General features: G+C 39.0%; 15 protein-coding genes. All 15 read left to right on the top strand.

Annotation, left to right across the window (positions count from 1 at the left end):
- Positions 1 to 25 precede the first annotated feature (25 nt).
- Entirely contained in the window at positions 26 to 2,317 is a 2,292-nt protein-coding gene (locus AC4HCY_RS08405; RefSeq protein WP_491095842.1) for a xanthine dehydrogenase family protein molybdopterin-binding subunit, read from the top strand.
- Entirely contained in the window at positions 2,314 to 3,201 is an 888-nt protein-coding gene (locus AC4HCY_RS08410) for an FAD binding domain-containing protein (protein WP_323430941.1), read from the top strand. The genes AC4HCY_RS08405 and AC4HCY_RS08410 overlap by 4 nt, the downstream gene beginning before the upstream one ends.
- 1 nt (position 3,202) lies before the next feature.
- Positions 3,203 to 3,673 carry a (2Fe-2S)-binding protein gene (locus tag AC4HCY_RS08415; RefSeq protein WP_491095843.1) on the top strand — a complete coding sequence of 157 codons (471 nt, stop codon included), beginning with the start codon at positions 3,203 to 3,205 and terminating at the stop codon, positions 3,671 to 3,673.
- 185 nt (positions 3,674 to 3,858) lie between these two features.
- Positions 3,859 to 6,330 (top strand): oxidoreductase, encoded by a 2,472-nt coding sequence (locus AC4HCY_RS08420; RefSeq protein ID WP_491095844.1) that lies wholly within the window; start codon positions 3,859 to 3,861, stop codon positions 6,328 to 6,330.
- Between the two features lie 30 nt (positions 6,331 to 6,360).
- Positions 6,361 to 7,713 (top strand): acyclic terpene utilization AtuA family protein, encoded by a 1,353-nt coding sequence (locus AC4HCY_RS08425; protein ID WP_491095845.1) that lies wholly within the window; start codon positions 6,361 to 6,363, stop codon positions 7,711 to 7,713.
- Positions 7,714 to 7,729: 16 nt separating this feature from the next.
- On the top strand, positions 7,730 to 8,053 hold the full coding sequence (locus AC4HCY_RS08430) for a DUF4387 domain-containing protein (protein WP_323430945.1): 324 nt from the start codon (positions 7,730 to 7,732) through the stop codon (positions 8,051 to 8,053).
- Between the two features lie 224 nt (positions 8,054 to 8,277).
- The gene (locus AC4HCY_RS08435) at positions 8,278 to 8,406 is read left to right on the top strand and encodes a hypothetical protein (protein WP_323430946.1); all 129 of its coding nucleotides are present in this window, start codon (positions 8,278 to 8,280) and stop codon (positions 8,404 to 8,406) included.
- Positions 8,387 to 8,473, top strand: a complete 87-nt coding sequence (locus AC4HCY_RS08440; RefSeq protein ID WP_491096098.1) for a winged helix-turn-helix domain-containing protein — start codon at positions 8,387 to 8,389, stop codon at positions 8,471 to 8,473. The genes AC4HCY_RS08435 and AC4HCY_RS08440 overlap by 20 nt, the downstream gene beginning before the upstream one ends.
- Positions 8,474 to 8,702: 229 nt before the next feature.
- Complete coding sequence (locus AC4HCY_RS08445) at positions 8,703 to 9,371, top strand: GntR family transcriptional regulator (RefSeq protein WP_323430947.1); 669 nt, start codon at positions 8,703 to 8,705, stop codon at positions 9,369 to 9,371.
- A 77-nt stretch (positions 9,372 to 9,448) separates the two neighbouring features.
- On the top strand, positions 9,449 to 10,627 hold the full coding sequence (locus tag AC4HCY_RS08450) for a M24 family metallopeptidase (protein ID WP_323430948.1): 1,179 nt from the start codon (positions 9,449 to 9,451) through the stop codon (positions 10,625 to 10,627).
- A gap of 59 nt (positions 10,628 to 10,686) precedes the next feature.
- Entirely contained in the window at positions 10,687 to 11,247 is a 561-nt protein-coding gene (locus AC4HCY_RS08455; protein WP_323430949.1) for a TRAP transporter small permease, read from the top strand.
- Positions 11,247 to 12,512, top strand: coding sequence for a TRAP transporter large permease (locus tag AC4HCY_RS08460; protein WP_323430950.1), 1,266 nt, complete (start codon positions 11,247 to 11,249; stop codon positions 12,510 to 12,512). Before AC4HCY_RS08455 ends, AC4HCY_RS08460 begins: the two co-directional genes overlap by 1 nt.
- A 38-nt stretch (positions 12,513 to 12,550) precedes the next feature.
- Complete coding sequence (locus AC4HCY_RS08465) at positions 12,551 to 13,726, top strand: M20 metallopeptidase family protein (protein WP_491095846.1); 1,176 nt, start codon at positions 12,551 to 12,553, stop codon at positions 13,724 to 13,726.
- Positions 13,727 to 13,765: 39 nt separating this feature from the next.
- The gene (locus AC4HCY_RS08470; RefSeq protein ID WP_491095847.1) at positions 13,766 to 14,845 is read left to right on the top strand and encodes a TRAP transporter substrate-binding protein; all 1,080 of its coding nucleotides are present in this window, start codon (positions 13,766 to 13,768) and stop codon (positions 14,843 to 14,845) included.
- 20 nt (positions 14,846 to 14,865) lie between these two features.
- Positions 14,866 to 16,761, top strand: a complete 1,896-nt coding sequence (locus tag AC4HCY_RS08475; RefSeq protein WP_491095848.1) for an aldehyde ferredoxin oxidoreductase family protein — start codon at positions 14,866 to 14,868, stop codon at positions 16,759 to 16,761.
- Positions 16,762 to 16,765: the final 4 nt, after the last annotated feature.

Genomic DNA, 16,765 nt, shown 5'->3' on the forward strand with positions numbered 1-16,765 from the left:
AAAATATTATTACGGAGGTATATGCATGAAAAATGATTGTTCTTATATTGGATGCAAGCAAGATTTTATTGATGCTAAGGAAAAAGTAACCGGAAAAGCAAAATACTTGGATGATATGAATTTTCCCGGTATGCTTTATGCAAAGATACTTCGTTCACCACATCCTCATGCCAGGATTTTAAGCATAGATGTTTCAAAGGCGGAGGGACTGTCTGGAGTTAAAGCAGTAATAACTGCCAAGGATTGCCCCACTAATAAATTTGGCATGGAGATAGACGATGTAACAATGCTGGCTATAGACAAGGTAAGGTATGTTGGAGATGAAATCGCAGCTGTGGCAGCTGATTCGGAGGAAGCTGCAGAAGAAGCCATAAAGCTTATAGATGTAAAATACGAGCTGCTAGATGTCGTTGATGATGTAGAAAAAGCCATGCTTCCTGAGTCTGCATTGGTTCATGAAAATATAAAAAGCAATATAGTTAAAGAATATCATATTTCAAGAGGCAATGTAGATGAGGATTTTTCCAAATGCGATTATGTATTCGAAAGCGAATTTAGTACTCATAGAGTGTCCGGCTGCTATATGGAACCCTTTGGAGCCGTTGTAAAGTGGGAAGAAAACGGAAGATTGACCATATGGACAGGCCTTCAATCAGTTTTTCAAGGAAGAAATGAAATAGCCAAGGCTTTAGGGATTGAACCCAGCAAAGTAACTGTTAAGTCACCTTATATTGGGGGAGCCTTTGGAGCAAAAATATGGATAAGAAATTTCCATCCCATAGTTGCGGTATTAGCAAAAAAAGCTGATGCACCGGTGAAATACGTTTTGACAAGAGAAGAAGAAATGCTGACCACCAGGCCAAGAGTTGCCCCAAAGATAAAGATAAAGCTGGGCATGATGAAAGACGGAACATTGGTATGCAAAGAATCAAAAATAATTGCCGATAACGGTGCTTATAGCTGGGCTGCACCTAAGGTATTGCTTAACATGTCAATTAGGACAGACTGCTTATATAGATTTAAATCTACCAAGACAGACTCCTATTTAGTATATACTAATCTTATTCCTACCAGCGGCTTCAGAGGCTACGGCAACAGCCAGATGCATTTTGCATTGGAGTCCTTTATAGACACTTGTGCAAGACGCATAGGCCTTGAACCTGTGGATGTAAAAATCAAAAATGCAATAAGACAAGGCGATTGCACATTGCATGGATGGAAGGTAAGAAGCTGCGGATTGGCAGAATGCTTGGAGAAAGCCAGAGAATATATAGAAGAGGACAGGCTGCCGAAAGAGGGGCAAAATGGGCGTATCAGACGTGGCATTGGAGTAGCTTGCATGAACCATGTATCAGGTAACAGAGGAGGAGATAAATTTGATGGATCTTCTGCTATGATACGTATACATGAAGATGGGAAAGTATTTGTATTCTCCGGAGAATCAGACATGGGTCAAGGTGCAAAAACCGTATTTGCTCAAATCGCTGCTGAAGTTCTTGGAGTTTCAATTTCAGATATTACTGTAATGCCTCTTGATACGGATGTAAGCCCCTTTGGTCTTGGTACTTATTCCAGCAGAGTTACAACTGTAGGAGGAAAAGCAGTTTATTTAGCTGCTGAAAAAGTAAAGAAACAAATAATGGAGTTTGCTTCAAAAATATTAGGCAAATCTGAAGATAAGCTTTATATAAAAAATGGAAACATAGTATTTACAGAAGATGAGAGCGTCAATATAACTCTTAAAAAGCTTTGCCAGGAAGGCATAAGAACCAGAGAAGCTATACCATTTACTGTTTACGAGACTTATGATCCTCCAACTGAGGGTGCTGATGCAAATTTCTACGGTGATTATTCCAGTGCCTACACTTACGGTGCTCACGGGGTGGAGGTAGAAGTTGATACTCTAACAGGTCAGGTAAAAGTTCTAAGGGTTATAGCAGCTCATGACGTAGGAAAAGTAATAAATAAAAACGGTGTTGAAGGCCAAATAAACGGCGGAGTTGCACAGGGAATCGGCTGGACATTATACGAGAACATGGTATTTCAAGACGGTAAACCCCTTAGCAACAGTTTGAAGAATTATATATTGATGACAATAAAAGATATGCCGGAGATAAAAAGTGTTATAGTTGAAACCAATGATCCGATAGGCCCTTTCGGTGCCAAGGGAATAGGTGAACCTACTCTCATACCTACTGCTCCTGCAATAGCTAATGCTATTGAAGATGCCATAGGAGTGAGAATAAAGGATTTGCCGATCACTTCAGAAAAAGTGTTCTGGGCAATTAAAGAAAAGGAAGAGGGGGATAGGCAATGAAGGTTGAAAAATATTTAATACCAAAAACCATAGAGGAAGCCATTGGTTATCTCCGTCAATATTCAGGTGAGGCTAAGATAATTGCCGGAGGAACAGACTTAATGCTTTGGCTCAGAGAAGGAAAAATTCAGGCCGAGGCACTCATAGATATTGCAGACATTGATGCATTGAGACATATTGCATTGACTGAAGATGAGCTGATAATTGGTGCAGCTGTAACTCATGCAGAGATTGCATCTAACGAAGATGTTAAAAAGCATTTTCCATCCTTGTCAGATGGCTGCAGATATGTAGGATCACCTCAGATAAGAAACATAGGTACTGTGGGCGGAAACATAGTAAGTGCTCAGCCTGCTGCTGATTCAGTCATACCACTCATAGCGTTAGGAGCTATATGTAAAATACTGACAGAAGACGGGCTGAAAAAAGCTCCTCTGGAAGAACTATATGCAGGCGTTGGTAAGAGCAAAATTGACAGCACAAGAGAGATTCTTACCCAAATAATAGTACCAAGGCCTAAACTCAGATATGCAACCTCACTGTGCAGGTTTGCTCCAAGAGAAGCTTTGGCTCTGCCTATGGCAAATGCAGCTATAAAACTGGAGGTACAAAATGGCAAGATAAAGGATGCAAGAATAGCCATTGCTCCTGTTGCTACAACCCCCTTCAGACCTAAAAAGGCTGAAGAATACCTTGCTGGCAAGGGTATCCAAGCATTAGAAATCATAAAAGAAGCTGCAAAGATTGCTGCTGATGAAGCAAATCCCAGAGACAGCTTGCTGAGAGGATCAAGCAAATACAGAAAAGCATTAGTAGAAGATCTTGTAAATAATGCCCTTGATAATGCAGCAAAAAACATATTGAAGAATATGGAGGTGCTATAGTATGCAGGCACTGACCTTTAATATAAATGGCAAGGATGTTGCGCTGTCAATAAATGCTTGGGATACCTTGGCTAACGTGCTAAGGAGAAACCTGGCTCTCACAGGTACGAAAAAAGGCTGCGAAGAGGGAGAGTGCGGAGCTTGCACGGTCCTTTTGGAAGGCAAGCCTGTAAACTCATGCATTGTTGCTGCGGCCAAAGTTCAGGGCAAGAAAGTGGTTACCATAGAAGGTTTATCACAAAAGGGTGAATTGCACCCTATACAGGAAGCATTTATTGAAGCGGGTGCTGTACAATGCGGTTTTTGCACTCCCGGAGTCATCCTTTCGGCAAAAGCTCTGCTGGATTTGGATGAGATGCCCGGTGAAGAAACTATAAAGGATGAGCTGTCCGGACACCTATGCAGATGTACAGGCTATGTCCAATTCATAGATGCAGTAAGGATTGCGGCAGAGAAACTGCATAAAAAGTAATATGATTCAAAATGTTGTTCTAACTGATAACGATTGCAAATGCCCCAGAGCATCCTCTCTTGCTCCTGTGGAGCAATTCACCTTATGCTTCGAGACTAAGACTTTGCAACCAAATCCCTTCGCAATGCACTCTTATATCAGTTAGGGCAACAGGAACAGATACGATGAAGTTTGGAGGTAAGCATATGCAAAAGGTTGGACTATTTACGCCGATAAAGATAAATACATTGGAACTGCCAAACAGGATCATAATGTCACCAATGTTTTCCAATTCAGCAACTAAGGATGGATTTGTTACAAATAATACTATTAAGCATTATGTAGACAGAGCCAGATCAGGTGTAGGACTTATTATGACAGAGCACACAAGTGTAAGCTCGATATATATTCACCCCGGAAACAGGCTTCAGATCAGCAGAGATGAGCATGTCAAAGGGTTAAAAAGACTTGTTGACGCCGTTCATCAAGAGGATTGCAAAATAGGACTTCAGATAGCTCATTCCATATATGGAGCAGGTTTAAAACCATCTGATTTGACCAACGAGCAATGCTATGAAATAATTAAAGACTTTGTTAATGGGGCGAGGAGGGCAAAGGAGGCGGGCTTCGATGCCATAGAGCTTCATTACGCACATACCTATACTATGGCAGATTTTATTTCAAGAAGGACTAATACCAGGACTGATGAATTCGGCGGAGATATCTATGGCAGAATGTTTATTCATATTGAAATATTAAAGAGAATAAGAGAATTGGTTGGTAAAGATTATCCTTTATTTGTAAGGATCAGCGCAGAGGAATTTATTGTAGGCGGGAATACTCTTGTTCAAACCAGGATATTTGCAAAGGAATTGGAAAAGTACGGTATAGACTGCATGGATGTATCAGCGGGTGTAAGATTTGATGACGGAGGACTCAAGGGGTATAGCGATCAAAGAGGCAAGCCTACAATAGAATATCCGGACGGACCTAATGTATATCTGGCTGAAGATATAAAGAAACACATATCTATACCTGTAATAACTGTGGGCAAACTGGGAAATCCGGTAGCAGCAAAGAGTGTAATCGAAGAAGGCAGAGCAGACATGGTGGCTTTGGCAAGGCCTTTGATTGCAGATTCCATGTGGGTCCGCAAGGTGAAGGAAAACAGGTATGACCTTATAAAAGAATGCCTGTACTGCACAGAATGTTTATACGAAAGACATGATCCCGAAGCGTATATACACTGCATGAGATATACATGTCAAAATGCGTGCCCTGCCAATGTAGAAGTGCCGGTTTATATAGATTTAGCATCTCAGAGAAGATATAAAGAAGCATATCAGGTTATACAATCAGAAAATCCTCTGCCTCTGGTATGCGGAAGAGTTTGCCATCACCCATGCGAATCCTTGTGCAACAGGGTTAAGATTGATGAGCCTATGTCGATAAGAGGGATTAAAAGATATGTTACCGATGCTGTGCTTGACGAGTATAGCAAGCTGCCGTTGCCTGAAATGGAAAAGCCGAATGGGAAAAAAGTTGCTGTGATAGGCTCCGGGCCTTCCGGTTTGTCCTGCGCCTTTTTCCTTCAAAAAAAAGGCTACAGCGTTACAGTATTTGAGGCTTTGCCTGTAATAGGAGGTATGCTTTCCGTGGGGCTGCCCGCTTACAGATTGCCAAGAAATCTCTTGGATAAAGAGTTTGATGTGTTCAGGGAAATGGGAGTAAAGTTTGTCACAAATAAACGCCTTGGGGTAGATATGTCTATAGAAGACTTAAAGGGTATGGGCTACGAGGCCGTATATATAGGCGTGGGAACTCATGGGGACAGAAAGCTCAATATACCCGGTGAAAATGCGGAAGGTGTGTTATCCGGTGTAGAATTTTTAAGAAAGCTGAATTTAGGGCAAACCATAAGCTTTAAGGATAAAAAAGTTGCAGTTATAGGCGGAGGAAATGTAGCTATTGATGTAGCAAGAAGTGCATTGCGCCTGGAAGCGGAAAAAGTTATGCTGTTCTGCCTTGAGAAAAGAGAGGAAATGCCTGCACATAGATGGGAAATAGAGGATGCAGAGAAAGAAGGCGTGGAAATCAACGTTTCCTGGGGGCCTAAAGAAATTTCAGCAAAAAACAATAGGGCCGCAGCAATAAGCTTCAAAAAGTGCCTGGATGTTTTTGACGGCGAAGGCAGATTTAATCCAAGCTTTGATGAATACAGTACAAATACGGTTGAAGCAGATTATATAATAGTTTCTATTGGACAAGCCATGGAAAGAACTTTTAATGAAAAAGAAAATCAAAAAGTTGAACTGAGAGGCAATTACATCAAGGCTAGCTTCGGAGGCTGCACAAATATACCCTATGTATTTGCAGGAGGAGACTGCGTAACGGGTCCGGATTCTGTTGTCAGGGCCACAAGCGAAGGAAAATATGCGGCGGCCTCCATAGATAAATACTTAGGCGGCGATGGGCAGGTAATATCGGTAAAGAAACATAAAAGAGAATTGTCAAGGCCTGTAGATGAAAACAAAGCAATAAGGCAGCCGATGGAGAACATGGCATGCAAGGGTATAAAAGACTTCTCTGAAATAGAAAAAGGATATGAAGAAGAATCAATGTTAAAAGAGACAAATAGATGCTTAAGATGCGATGTATTAAAATGCAGCAGGCTGTAAGGCGCATGCAGAATACCAGGAGGGATAGCAATGAAAGAACTTAAGATCTTATCGCCATGTGGAATTTTGGGCTATGGATATCCTAAAGAATCCTTTTATAACGGGTTAAGCAAGAAGCCTGACTTAATAGCCGTTGATGCAGGCTCGACAGATGCGGGACCCCATAAATTAGGCGCGGGAGTAGGCATAGTAAGTAAAAAAGCCGCCAAAAAAGACTTGGAATTGATGATACAGGCAGGATATGACTTAAATGTCCCTGTAATAGTAGGCTCTGCAGGAGGTTCGGGAGCCAAACCTCATGTCGACTGGACCTTGGCTGTTATAAAAGAGATACTTGAAGAAAAAAAGCTTAAGATGAAAACTGCCATAGTATGGGCAGATATTGATAAGAACTATATTAAAAATAAAATGGCTGAAAACAAAGTTCATCCTATGAACTATGTACCAGAGCTCACAGTAGAGGATCTGGATAAGACAAACAGCGTAGTAGCTCAGATGGGTCATGAACCAATTGTAAAAGCTCTGGAGGAAGGCGCTCAAATAGTCATAGCCGGCAGGGCCTATGATCCTTCGGTATTTGCGGCATATCCGATAATGAAGGGCTTTGATGCAGGTCTGGCATATCATTTGGGTAAGATACTTGAATGCGGTGCCCTATGTGCCGAACCCGGCACTACCAAGGATTGCATGATGGGTTATCTAAGAGAAGATCATTTTCTTGTAGAACCCCTGAACCCAAAAAGAAAATGTTACATCAGCTCTGTAGCCGCGCACACACTATATGAAAAGGATCATCCGTACTACCTTCATGGACCAGGATTTGCATTGGATCTATCTGGCTGTAAATTTGAGCAGCATGCGGATGGGGTGGTAAAGGTATCGGGAAGCAAATTTGTAAAACAGCCTTATGCTGTTAAGCTGGAAGGTTCTGCAAAGGTAGCCTATAGAACTTTGGTAATAGGCGGAACGAGAGACCCGATAGCTATACAGAACATAGATGATATTCAAAACGATATCAGGGAGCAGGTAGCAGCCTATTTTGATGATATTCCAAGATCAGAATATAAGATTTTATTCCACTTGTATGGCAGAAATGGGGTAATGGGATCGTTAGAGCCTGTACAAACCCCGGCTCACGAGTTAGGCATAGTCATGGAAGTCATTGCATCAAGCCAGGAACTGGCAAACACCATTTGCTCCAGCGCGAGATCCACATTGATGCACTTCCCCTATAAGGGAAGAAAGGCTACGGCAGGTAATATAGCTCTGTTGTATTCACCTTCAGATATAGAATTCGGTCCGGTATATAAGTTTACTGTATATCATCTCATGGATATCGATGATCCCTGCGAACTATTCCCGACAGAATTTGTAGGGTTTTAGAAAAGGAGGCTTTAGCATGGCAGAAAATAAAACGTTGTATGAGCTGGCGAAGGTGCTGAGAAGCAAGAATTCCGGCCCATTCGAACTGACAATGGATGTAATATTTGACAATAAAGATTATTACAATAAGGTTAAGGATTCAGGGATCATAACAAAAGAATTGGTCTGCAAGCTTTATAATATTGAAGAAAAGGATATTTCCACTTTGGTATTTTTCGACCCTGCAATGGCATTTAAGGTTACTATCAAGAGACCCATTGATTCAGGCAGTATAGGAGAAACCGATGTATATGGTGCCCAGCAGCACGCGCCATTGATGGGAGTATTGATACCAATGTAATATGTAACCCCCTAATAAATAATGGTTGGCTGATTATTGCTTCTCAATATCAGCCAACCATTATTTTAATTCTATAGGTATTTAAATCCAAAAGAAAAGAGGACTTACTTTAATGATATATATAAATCATACTAAATCTGTTACAGGCCATTAATTGTGACCTAAAAATATCGGAGAATTATTATATTATGCAAACATAAATTGTGATTAGATTGGGGGGTTCAATGGCAAAATACAATAATACTCTTGAGATAGATAATCAAAATCCTGAGATGCAGGAACTAAAAGTAGCTATTAAAGATAATCGTGATAAAAGCATGCATGTTAAAAGTTATGCACCCCTTAGGACTTAACTTTACCAAACCCACATACACCCTTGCAAAGGCTGACCCCCAAAAGCAAGAAGAATTCAAAAAATAGCTGCTCCTTAGAATTTAAATTACTTAGTGCGATTTATATAGAAAAGGAAATATAGAGAAAGAAAAGATTTATGATGCAAAATATAACAATATATTTAAAATATAAAGAGGAGTTTTTCAAAACATAGCGAATATAAATAAAAGTAGATTGTCGACAAAACGATAGCTTAGATAATGTAACATTAAAAAATTTACAATTGAGTAGCAAATAATTTAGAAGGAGTTGTAATATGTTTTTTAGCGCAGATTCGTATCAAAAGAAAAATTTAAGTAGTGTAGTAATTGACTATATTAAGGAAATGATATTAGTCGGAGTATATAAGGAAAGTGACCATGTTCTTGAATCTGAAGTTGCAAATAAGCTGGGTATCAGCAGGGCGCCGGTAAGAGAAGGCATGAGGCAATTGGAAAAGGAAGGCATTCTCACTACTATTCCGCGAAAAGGGACCTATGTTACAAGGTATACCCTTGATGATATAAAAGAAGTTTTTGATATAAGGCTTCTTTTAGAGAATAACATTTTAGATATAATAATTAACGAAAATAAAATGACTGAAGAAGATTTTGATAAACTTAATAATATAGTTAATGAAATGGTCAAGGTTGTAAGAAGTTCAGAAGATCCTATAAAGAAAGCCATGAAAATAAATATGAATGACATTGAATTTCATAGATTTATATGGCAAAAATCCGGTAGCAAAAGAAGAGTAGAAATATTAGAAGGCATTTTTTTTCAACTTAGAATGGCTATGCTTTATGATACAAACAAAACAGGAAACCTGCTTGTTACAGCTACAGATCATTATGAAATAATAAAGCATTTGAGAAATAATGACTTAGAAAAAAGCAAAAAGGCGCTAAAAGAACACATAATTTCATATAAAGAAGGTGATTTTTGAAGGACATATAATTAATGCACGATACATTGTCGACAATAGACAGTATACAAAATATAAAGTGAAGGAGATGTTGGCAAATGGGAAAAACCTTATATTTCGAAATTCAAGAGTATAAGGAAAGGTTGAGAAAAACTAAGCAGAGCATGAATGAGAAAGGCATAGAGGTTCTTATTGTAACTGATCCTGCAAACATGAATTACTTGACTGGTTTTGACGGTTGGTCCTTTTATGTACATCAATGTATTATTGCTTTAGTAGATCAAGATGAGCCAATTTGGGTTGGAAGAGGACAAGATGCTAATGCTGCTAGATTGACAACATGGTTGAGCGAAGAAAATATTAAGCCCTATACTGACGATTATGTGCAATCATTAATCAAGCATCCTATGGATTTTGTTTCAGACGTCCTCAAGGAAAGAGGATATGACAAAAAGATTATTGCTACTGAGATGGATGCTTACTATTATACAGCAAAGTGTCAAGAGAGGCTTGTATTAGGTTTACCTAATGCAGTATTTAAAGATGGTACAAATATTGTTAACTGGGTTAAGATTATTAAGTCTGATACAGAAGTTGAGTACATAAGAAAGGCAGCCAGGATAGCAGAAAAAGCTATGGAAACAGCTTATAATTCCGTTGACGAAGGAGTTAGGCAATGTGATGCTGCAGCTAATGTTTATCATGCCCAAATAAGCGGAACAGAAGAGTATGGCGGTGATTATACAGCTATAGTGCCTTTAATGCCAAGCGGTATAAGAACTTCAACTCCTCATCTTAGCTGGACAGATGAGCCATACAAAAACGGGGATACTGTAATTTTAGAATTAGCAGGATGCTACAGAAGATATCATTGTCCTCTATCTAGAACTATGATAATAGGGGAGGCACCTCAAAAGGTTAGGGATTTAGCTGCTGTAGTTGCAGAAGGCTTAACCAATGCTTTAAATAATGTAAAACCCGGCATGACTTGCGAAGAAGTTGAGAGGGTATGGGCTAATAGCATAGCTAAGAGCGGATTCATTAAGGATTCCAGAATAGGGTATTCAATGGGTCTTAACTACCCACCAGACTGGGGTGAGCATACGGCAAGCTTAAGACCTGGAGACAAAACTGTACTTCAGCCTAACATGACCTTCCACATGATACCTGGGATATGGCTGGATGAATGTGGTGTTGATATCAGTGAATCTTTCAGGGTAACTAAAAATGGTTGCGAAACTTTCACAAATTATCCAAGAAGATTACTGGAGAAATAGTCTTTAGAAATTTACTTCTGCTTTGCGGCATGCAAAGCAGAAGTAATAGGAGGAGAAATATGGATAAGTTTTTTAACAAATATATATCCAAGATTGAAGAATGGATCTTGAGCTACTCTGTCATAGTGATGGCCATTATATTGATAGGAAGTGTAATAAGCAGGTCGGTTTTTAACAGAAGCTGGACTTTTTCAGAAGAAGTCGGACAAATATTGACTATAATTGTTACCTTTTTAGGTGTTGGTTACTGTACTAAAAAAGCAAGGCATATAAGCATGTCTGCAATATTTGACTTGTTGAGCATAAAATATAAAAAAGTTTTTATGTTAATTATTTCTAGTCTTTCTTCTGTTTCCATGTTTTATATAGCTTATTTAGGGCTCAAATATACACAAAAGGTTCAAACATTAGGCAGGGTAACTCCAGCATTAAGGATACCAACATATATCATAATTGCAATCGTTCCCATAGGATTCTTCTTAGGCGCTATAGAATATGCAAGGACATTTTTCAAAAATATAAAGAATAAAGAACTGTATTTATCTAGTGAGGTAATATTTGGGGCAGATAGTGAAAGCTTATGTGAAACTAACAGGCAAAAATGTGAGGAGGTGCTCTAATGGTAGCACTGTTGATGAGCATAATGATTTTTTTCTTGCTTTTGAATTTTCCCATGTTTATAACTATGATTATTGCACCTCTAGCTGTGCTAATACGTTATTTCCCTAATATAAATCCACTATTAGCCATACAGCAAATAGTGGCCGGAATTCAAGCCTATGTCCTTTTAGCTGTACCCATGTTTATTTTTGCTGCGGATATAATGTGTGCAGGGCAAACTTCAAAGAGATTGCTGGATTTTGTTGAAACTTTCGTAGGGCATATACATGGTGGCATGGCTATTACTACAGCTGCTACATGTACATTGTTTGGTGCAATTTCAGGATCAACTCAAGCCACCGTAGTTGCTATTGGAAAACCAATGAGAAACAGACTTCTGGACTCTGGCTATAGGGATGAAGATACTATCGCATTAATAATAAGCTCAGCTATAATTGCTTTGCTTATACCTCCTAGCATATCCATGATAATGTACTGCGTTGTAACAGGTGCATCCGTTGGCGACTTATTTATCGCAGGTGTTATTCCAGGATTACTAATGTTACTCTTTTTTGCGGTGTATAACTATTTTGATGCCAAGAGAAAAGGCATACCTAGAACCAAAAAATTAACCTGGGGTGAAAGAGTTAAAGCTGTAAAAGACGCTATAGCTCCTCTTGGATTTCCTGTAATAATTTTCGCAGGCATTTATTCAGGATTTTTTAGCCCTACAGAGGCAGCTGCCATAGCTGTTCTCTATGCAGCAATACTAGAGCTTTTATTGTTTAAAACTATAAAACTAAAGGATTTAGCCAATATAGCTTTATCAACTGCTATTGTAACTTCGGCGGTATTTATTTTAGTAGCAGCAGGACAGTTATTTTCCTGGGCCATATCCTACGCTAAGATTCCCCAGCTTCTTACCACAGCACTATTAGGTGTGAATCCATCGGTCATAAAGATATTAGCAATGGTAACGATCTTCTTCTTTGTTGGCTGTATGTTTGTAGATTCAATAGTTGTAATCATCATACTAACACCCATATTTTATCCTTTGGCTGTTAAGGCTGGTATCCATCCAATTCACTTAGGTATAATAGTTACCTTGCAGGCTGCAATAGGATCTATATCTCCACCTTTCGGCTGCAATATATTTACGGCTTGTGCCGTATTCGACAGGCCATTTCTTAAAGTTATTAAAAAGTTGCCTGCATATCTGATTATGTTGGTAATGATATCCGTATTGATCATTGTATTTCCTCAGCTTTCCCTAGCATTAATATAATAAAGCATATATATTAGTCAAAAAGGAGGCGATAATATTTGTTTGATTTAAAAGAAGAAATTAAAGCCTTAGAAAGCGAATTAATAAAACTTAGAAGAGATTTTCATATGTATCCTGAACTCGGCTACCAGGAGTTTCGAACTTCAAAGATTATAAAGGAATATCTGAGAAAACTAGGGCTAGAGGTGTCAACAGTTGCAAAAACAGGGGTTGTTGGATTATTGAAAGGTAAAACTGCAGGGAAAACTGTTATGCTGAGAGCCGATATTGATGCTCTGCCTCAAGAAGAAAAAACAAACCTGCCTTTCAAATCTCGAAATCCAGGTATTATGCATGCATGCGGACATGACGGTCATACGGCTATGCTGCTGGTTGCAGCTAAGATATTAGCAATACATAGAGAAGACATTAAGGGCAATATCAAGTTTGTTTTTCAACCAAATGAGGAGGAAGCAGGGGCTCTTAATATGATAGAAGAAGGGATCCTTGACAATCCAAAAGTTGATGCAGCTTTTGGAATACATTTATGGACACCCATTGAAAGTGGAAGTGTTGGATTAGTAGGAGGTCCAGTTATGGCTGCTAATGAAGAGTTTGAACTGACCGTTATAGGTAGAGCAGGACATACCTCTGCTCCCCATACTGCAGTTGACCCTGTATTAGTTGCTTCTAATATTATACAGTCTCTTCAATCAATTCAGACCAGGGAGATTGACCCCTTATTGCCTATTACAATAATGATTGGCAAAATAAATGGAGGCAGAGGTCGTAATATTATTTCTGAAAAAGTAGAAATTGGAGGCACTATAAGGTTTTTGTTTGAGAATGAAGAAGAAGATAAAATAATTCTGTTATATAAAATAGAGCGTTTGATAAAAGGAATATGTTATGGGATGGGTGCTGATTATGAACTAAAATATATTCCAAGCAATCCTGCCTTAAAAAATGATTATTCTATGATTCACTATATTGAAAAAGCTGCTCACGAAACTTTTGGAGAGAAATGCAGAATTGTAAGCTATAGATGTATGGCAGGCGAAGACTTTGCTGAGTTCAGCCAAAGAGTACCAAGCGCATTTTATTTCATCGGTATAGGCAACGAAGAGAAGAAGACAAATTATCCACATCATCATCCAATGTTTGACATCGACGAAGACACATTAAAATATGGCGTTGAGATGCATATCAGATCTGTGTTGAACTACTTGGATTAGACAATTGAAATATTAAATTTAAAAATAAGGGGGATAAACATGAAAAAAACAATCTCTATATTAATTTCTTTAATGCTAGTTATATCACTATTAACAGGCTGTGGCACAAAGCCAGCAGAATCATCAGCACAGGGTGAGATACCAGATAAGGCGGCTAACACAGAAGGGGCTCCTGTTGTATGGAGATTTGCTCATGAAGAAATTGATGGAAGTGTGCAAGATGTATATGTTAAAAAGTTTAAAGAAATTATTGAGAAGAAATCCAATAGCAAGGTGCAAATTGAAATATATCCCGTTGGGCAGATTGGGGATGCTACACAACAATGCGAGCTTTTACAGACCGGAGGCATTGAGTTTGCTACAGTTTCTCCTGGAAATACAGGGACCATCGTGCCGGAGAATCAGCTTTTTTCTTTGCATTTCTTATTCACCGATGATATGGACAAAAACGCAGAAATATTTAAGACTAGCAAAGCTTTAAACGAATTGCTATCAGCTAAATATTTAGAAAAGAATATAAAGGTATTAGCTTACTGGACGGAGGGCCCGATGCAATGGACAACAAGCAAGCCTGCAAATCATCCTGATAAGTGGAAGGGCATGAAGATGAGAACTATGCCATCACCTATGATAGTCGCTGCATATAAGGCCTATGGAGCAAATCCAACACCGATGCCTTACATGGAGGTATACAGCGGACTTCAGCTTAATATGATTGATGGCCAAGAAAATCCGTTGTTTGCAATAGAAGAAATGAAGTTCTATGAGGTTCAAAAGTATCTAACACTGGCGAACTCTAACTTATATGTTACAACCACCTCGGTAAATCCGGATTTCTTTAATTCTTTGAGCCAAGAGTATCAAGATATGATATTGGAAACAATTGATGAGATAAGAGATTTCTCCTTTGAAGTTCAAGCAAATTTAAATGGGAAAGCCCTTGAAAAGATTAAACAAAATAGCAATATCCCAATAATTGAATTGACTAAGGAAGAAAAAGATGCATTTAGAGAAGCTAGTAAATCTGCTTATAATGAGTATGTGAAAATGGTTGGAGGAGACGCACAAAAGATATTAGATACATTAATAGAAGAGGTTAAGATTATAGAGAATAAATAGATTTTAAAGGAGGAACTGTAATGAATATGTTCCCAGATGCAAAAGTTCTACATGTAAATTTGTCTAGCGGGACAATCAAAAAGGATATTTTACCCGGTGAGATATATAGATTATACCCGGGTGGGTCTGCATTAGGTCTTTATTTGCTGCTTAAGGATATAAAAGTAGGTGTAGAGCCATTGTCACCTGAGAATATATTGGTGTTCTCGGTATCCGCATTGACCGGGCTGCCCATAAGCGGTATCAGCCGATTAACAGTAACAGGTAAAAGTCCCCTTACAGGTGCTATAGGAGATAGCCAGGCGGGTGGATTTTTCCCTGTTCATCTCAAAGCTAATGGTTGGGATGCAGTGGTTTTCCATGGCAAGTCAGAGAAGCCTGTTTATCTATATATTGAAGGAGATAATGCAGAGTTAAGGGATGCTCATAATATTTGGGGCAAGGTCACAGGTGAAGCCGAAGAAATAATTAGGGAAGAATTAGGTGAGAAAAATGTGGAGATTGCTCAAATAGGCCCTGGAGGAGAGAACCTTGTAAGATATGCATGTATAATAAATATGTGCAATAGGGCAAATGGCAGGAATGGTCTTGGTGCTGTAATGGGTTCTAAGTTATTAAAGGCAGTTGTGGTAAGAAAAGGAAGAGCCATGGAAGCCTATGATAGTGAGAACTTCCGAAAACTGGCGGGCAGCGTAAAGCGAAAACTAGAGGAAAATGATGCATTGGCCGGTCTTGGAAAATTCGGAACAGATGGAGATTTGGAAGGATTTCATGAACAGGGTTTTCTTCCGACAAAGAACTGGATGACCGGTCACTTTCCGGGGGGAGCTAAAAATATAACAGGCGTGACCATGTATGAAACCATATTAAAAGAAAGGGATACTTGCTACGCTTGTGCTGTAAGATGCAAAAGGGTTGTAGAGGTACCGGGAGTCGTGGATCCACTCTATGGAGGTCCAGAATACGAAACTTGTGCTGCTCTGGGTTCCTACTGTGGTGTTACAAGCTTGGAAACAGTGTCTTTAGCAAATCAATTATGCAATATGTATGGCTTGGACACAATTTCTTGCGGGGCTACTATCGCTTTCGCTATGGAATGCTACGAAAAGGGCTTGATAGATAAGGCAACTGCAGATGGATTAGATTTAAGCTTTGGTAACAACGAGGTAGTGCCAAAGCTTATAAAAAAGATTGCTTATAGAGAAGCGTTCGGCAATATTTTAGCAGAAGGCAGCGCTAGAGCAGCAAAATATATTGGAAGAGATGCAGATATTTATAGCATGTCCGCAAAAGGACAGGAACTGCCGGCTCATATGCCTCAGTATAAGCCCTCTGTTGGATTGATATATGCTGTGAATCCTTTTGGCGCGGATCACCAATCCAGTGAGCACGATGTATTCCTGGTCATGCCACCGGATAGCAAAGAGAGAGCAAGATTAGCTCAAATAGGTATTTGGAAGGGTTATGATAATCCTTATGAATTAGATACTGAAAAGGTTAGATTTGCTTTTGAGAGTCAAAAATATTTCTCTGTATTGGATACTTTGTGCCTATGCCAATTCGTATGGGGGCCATCTTGGGAATTATATGGTCCTGATGATATGGTTGATTTATGTAAATACGGTATTGGTTGGCATACATCATTATATGAGCTAATGCTAATTGGAGAAAGAAGAATTAATATGATGAGATATTTTAATAGCAGAGAAGGCTTTACAAAAGATGATGATAAGCTTCCTGAAAGGCTGTTTCAACCATTTACTGATGGTCCATCAGAAGGGATTTGCTTAAATAGGAATGCCTTTGAAAAATCAAAGGAAGTATATTATGAACTTGCAGGATGGTGCAAAGAAACAGGTAACCCAAAAGAATCCACATTGAAAAGGCTTTCTTTGGAGTGGTTATTGTTGAAGTAGTAAC

Source organism: Lutispora sp. QWL-02, from assembly GCF_058315355.1.

Coding starts and splice junctions, on each gene's coding strand:
- AC4HCY_RS08405 (WP_491095842.1), top strand. CDS start 26: ATGAAAAATGATTGTTCTTATATTGGATGCAAGCAAGATTTTATTGAT.
- AC4HCY_RS08460 (WP_323430950.1), top strand. CDS start 11,247: ATGGTAGCACTGTTGATGAGCATAATGATTTTTTTCTTGCTTTTGAAT.
- AC4HCY_RS08440 (WP_491096098.1), top strand. CDS start 8,387: ATGCACCCCTTAGGACTTAACTTTACCAAACCCACATACACCCTTGCA.
- AC4HCY_RS08435 (WP_323430946.1), top strand. CDS start 8,278: ATGGCAAAATACAATAATACTCTTGAGATAGATAATCAAAATCCTGAG.
- AC4HCY_RS08420 (WP_491095844.1), top strand. CDS start 3,859: ATGCAAAAGGTTGGACTATTTACGCCGATAAAGATAAATACATTGGAA.
- AC4HCY_RS08445 (WP_323430947.1), top strand. CDS start 8,703: ATGTTTTTTAGCGCAGATTCGTATCAAAAGAAAAATTTAAGTAGTGTA.
- AC4HCY_RS08450 (WP_323430948.1), top strand. CDS start 9,449: ATGGGAAAAACCTTATATTTCGAAATTCAAGAGTATAAGGAAAGGTTG.
- AC4HCY_RS08410 (WP_323430941.1), top strand. CDS start 2,314: ATGAAGGTTGAAAAATATTTAATACCAAAAACCATAGAGGAAGCCATT.
- AC4HCY_RS08455 (WP_323430949.1), top strand. CDS start 10,687: ATGGATAAGTTTTTTAACAAATATATATCCAAGATTGAAGAATGGATC.
- AC4HCY_RS08470 (WP_491095847.1), top strand. CDS start 13,766: ATGAAAAAAACAATCTCTATATTAATTTCTTTAATGCTAGTTATATCA.
- AC4HCY_RS08430 (WP_323430945.1), top strand. CDS start 7,730: ATGGCAGAAAATAAAACGTTGTATGAGCTGGCGAAGGTGCTGAGAAGC.
- AC4HCY_RS08425 (WP_491095845.1), top strand. CDS start 6,361: ATGAAAGAACTTAAGATCTTATCGCCATGTGGAATTTTGGGCTATGGA.
- AC4HCY_RS08415 (WP_491095843.1), top strand. CDS start 3,203: ATGCAGGCACTGACCTTTAATATAAATGGCAAGGATGTTGCGCTGTCA.
- AC4HCY_RS08475 (WP_491095848.1), top strand. CDS start 14,866: ATGAATATGTTCCCAGATGCAAAAGTTCTACATGTAAATTTGTCTAGC.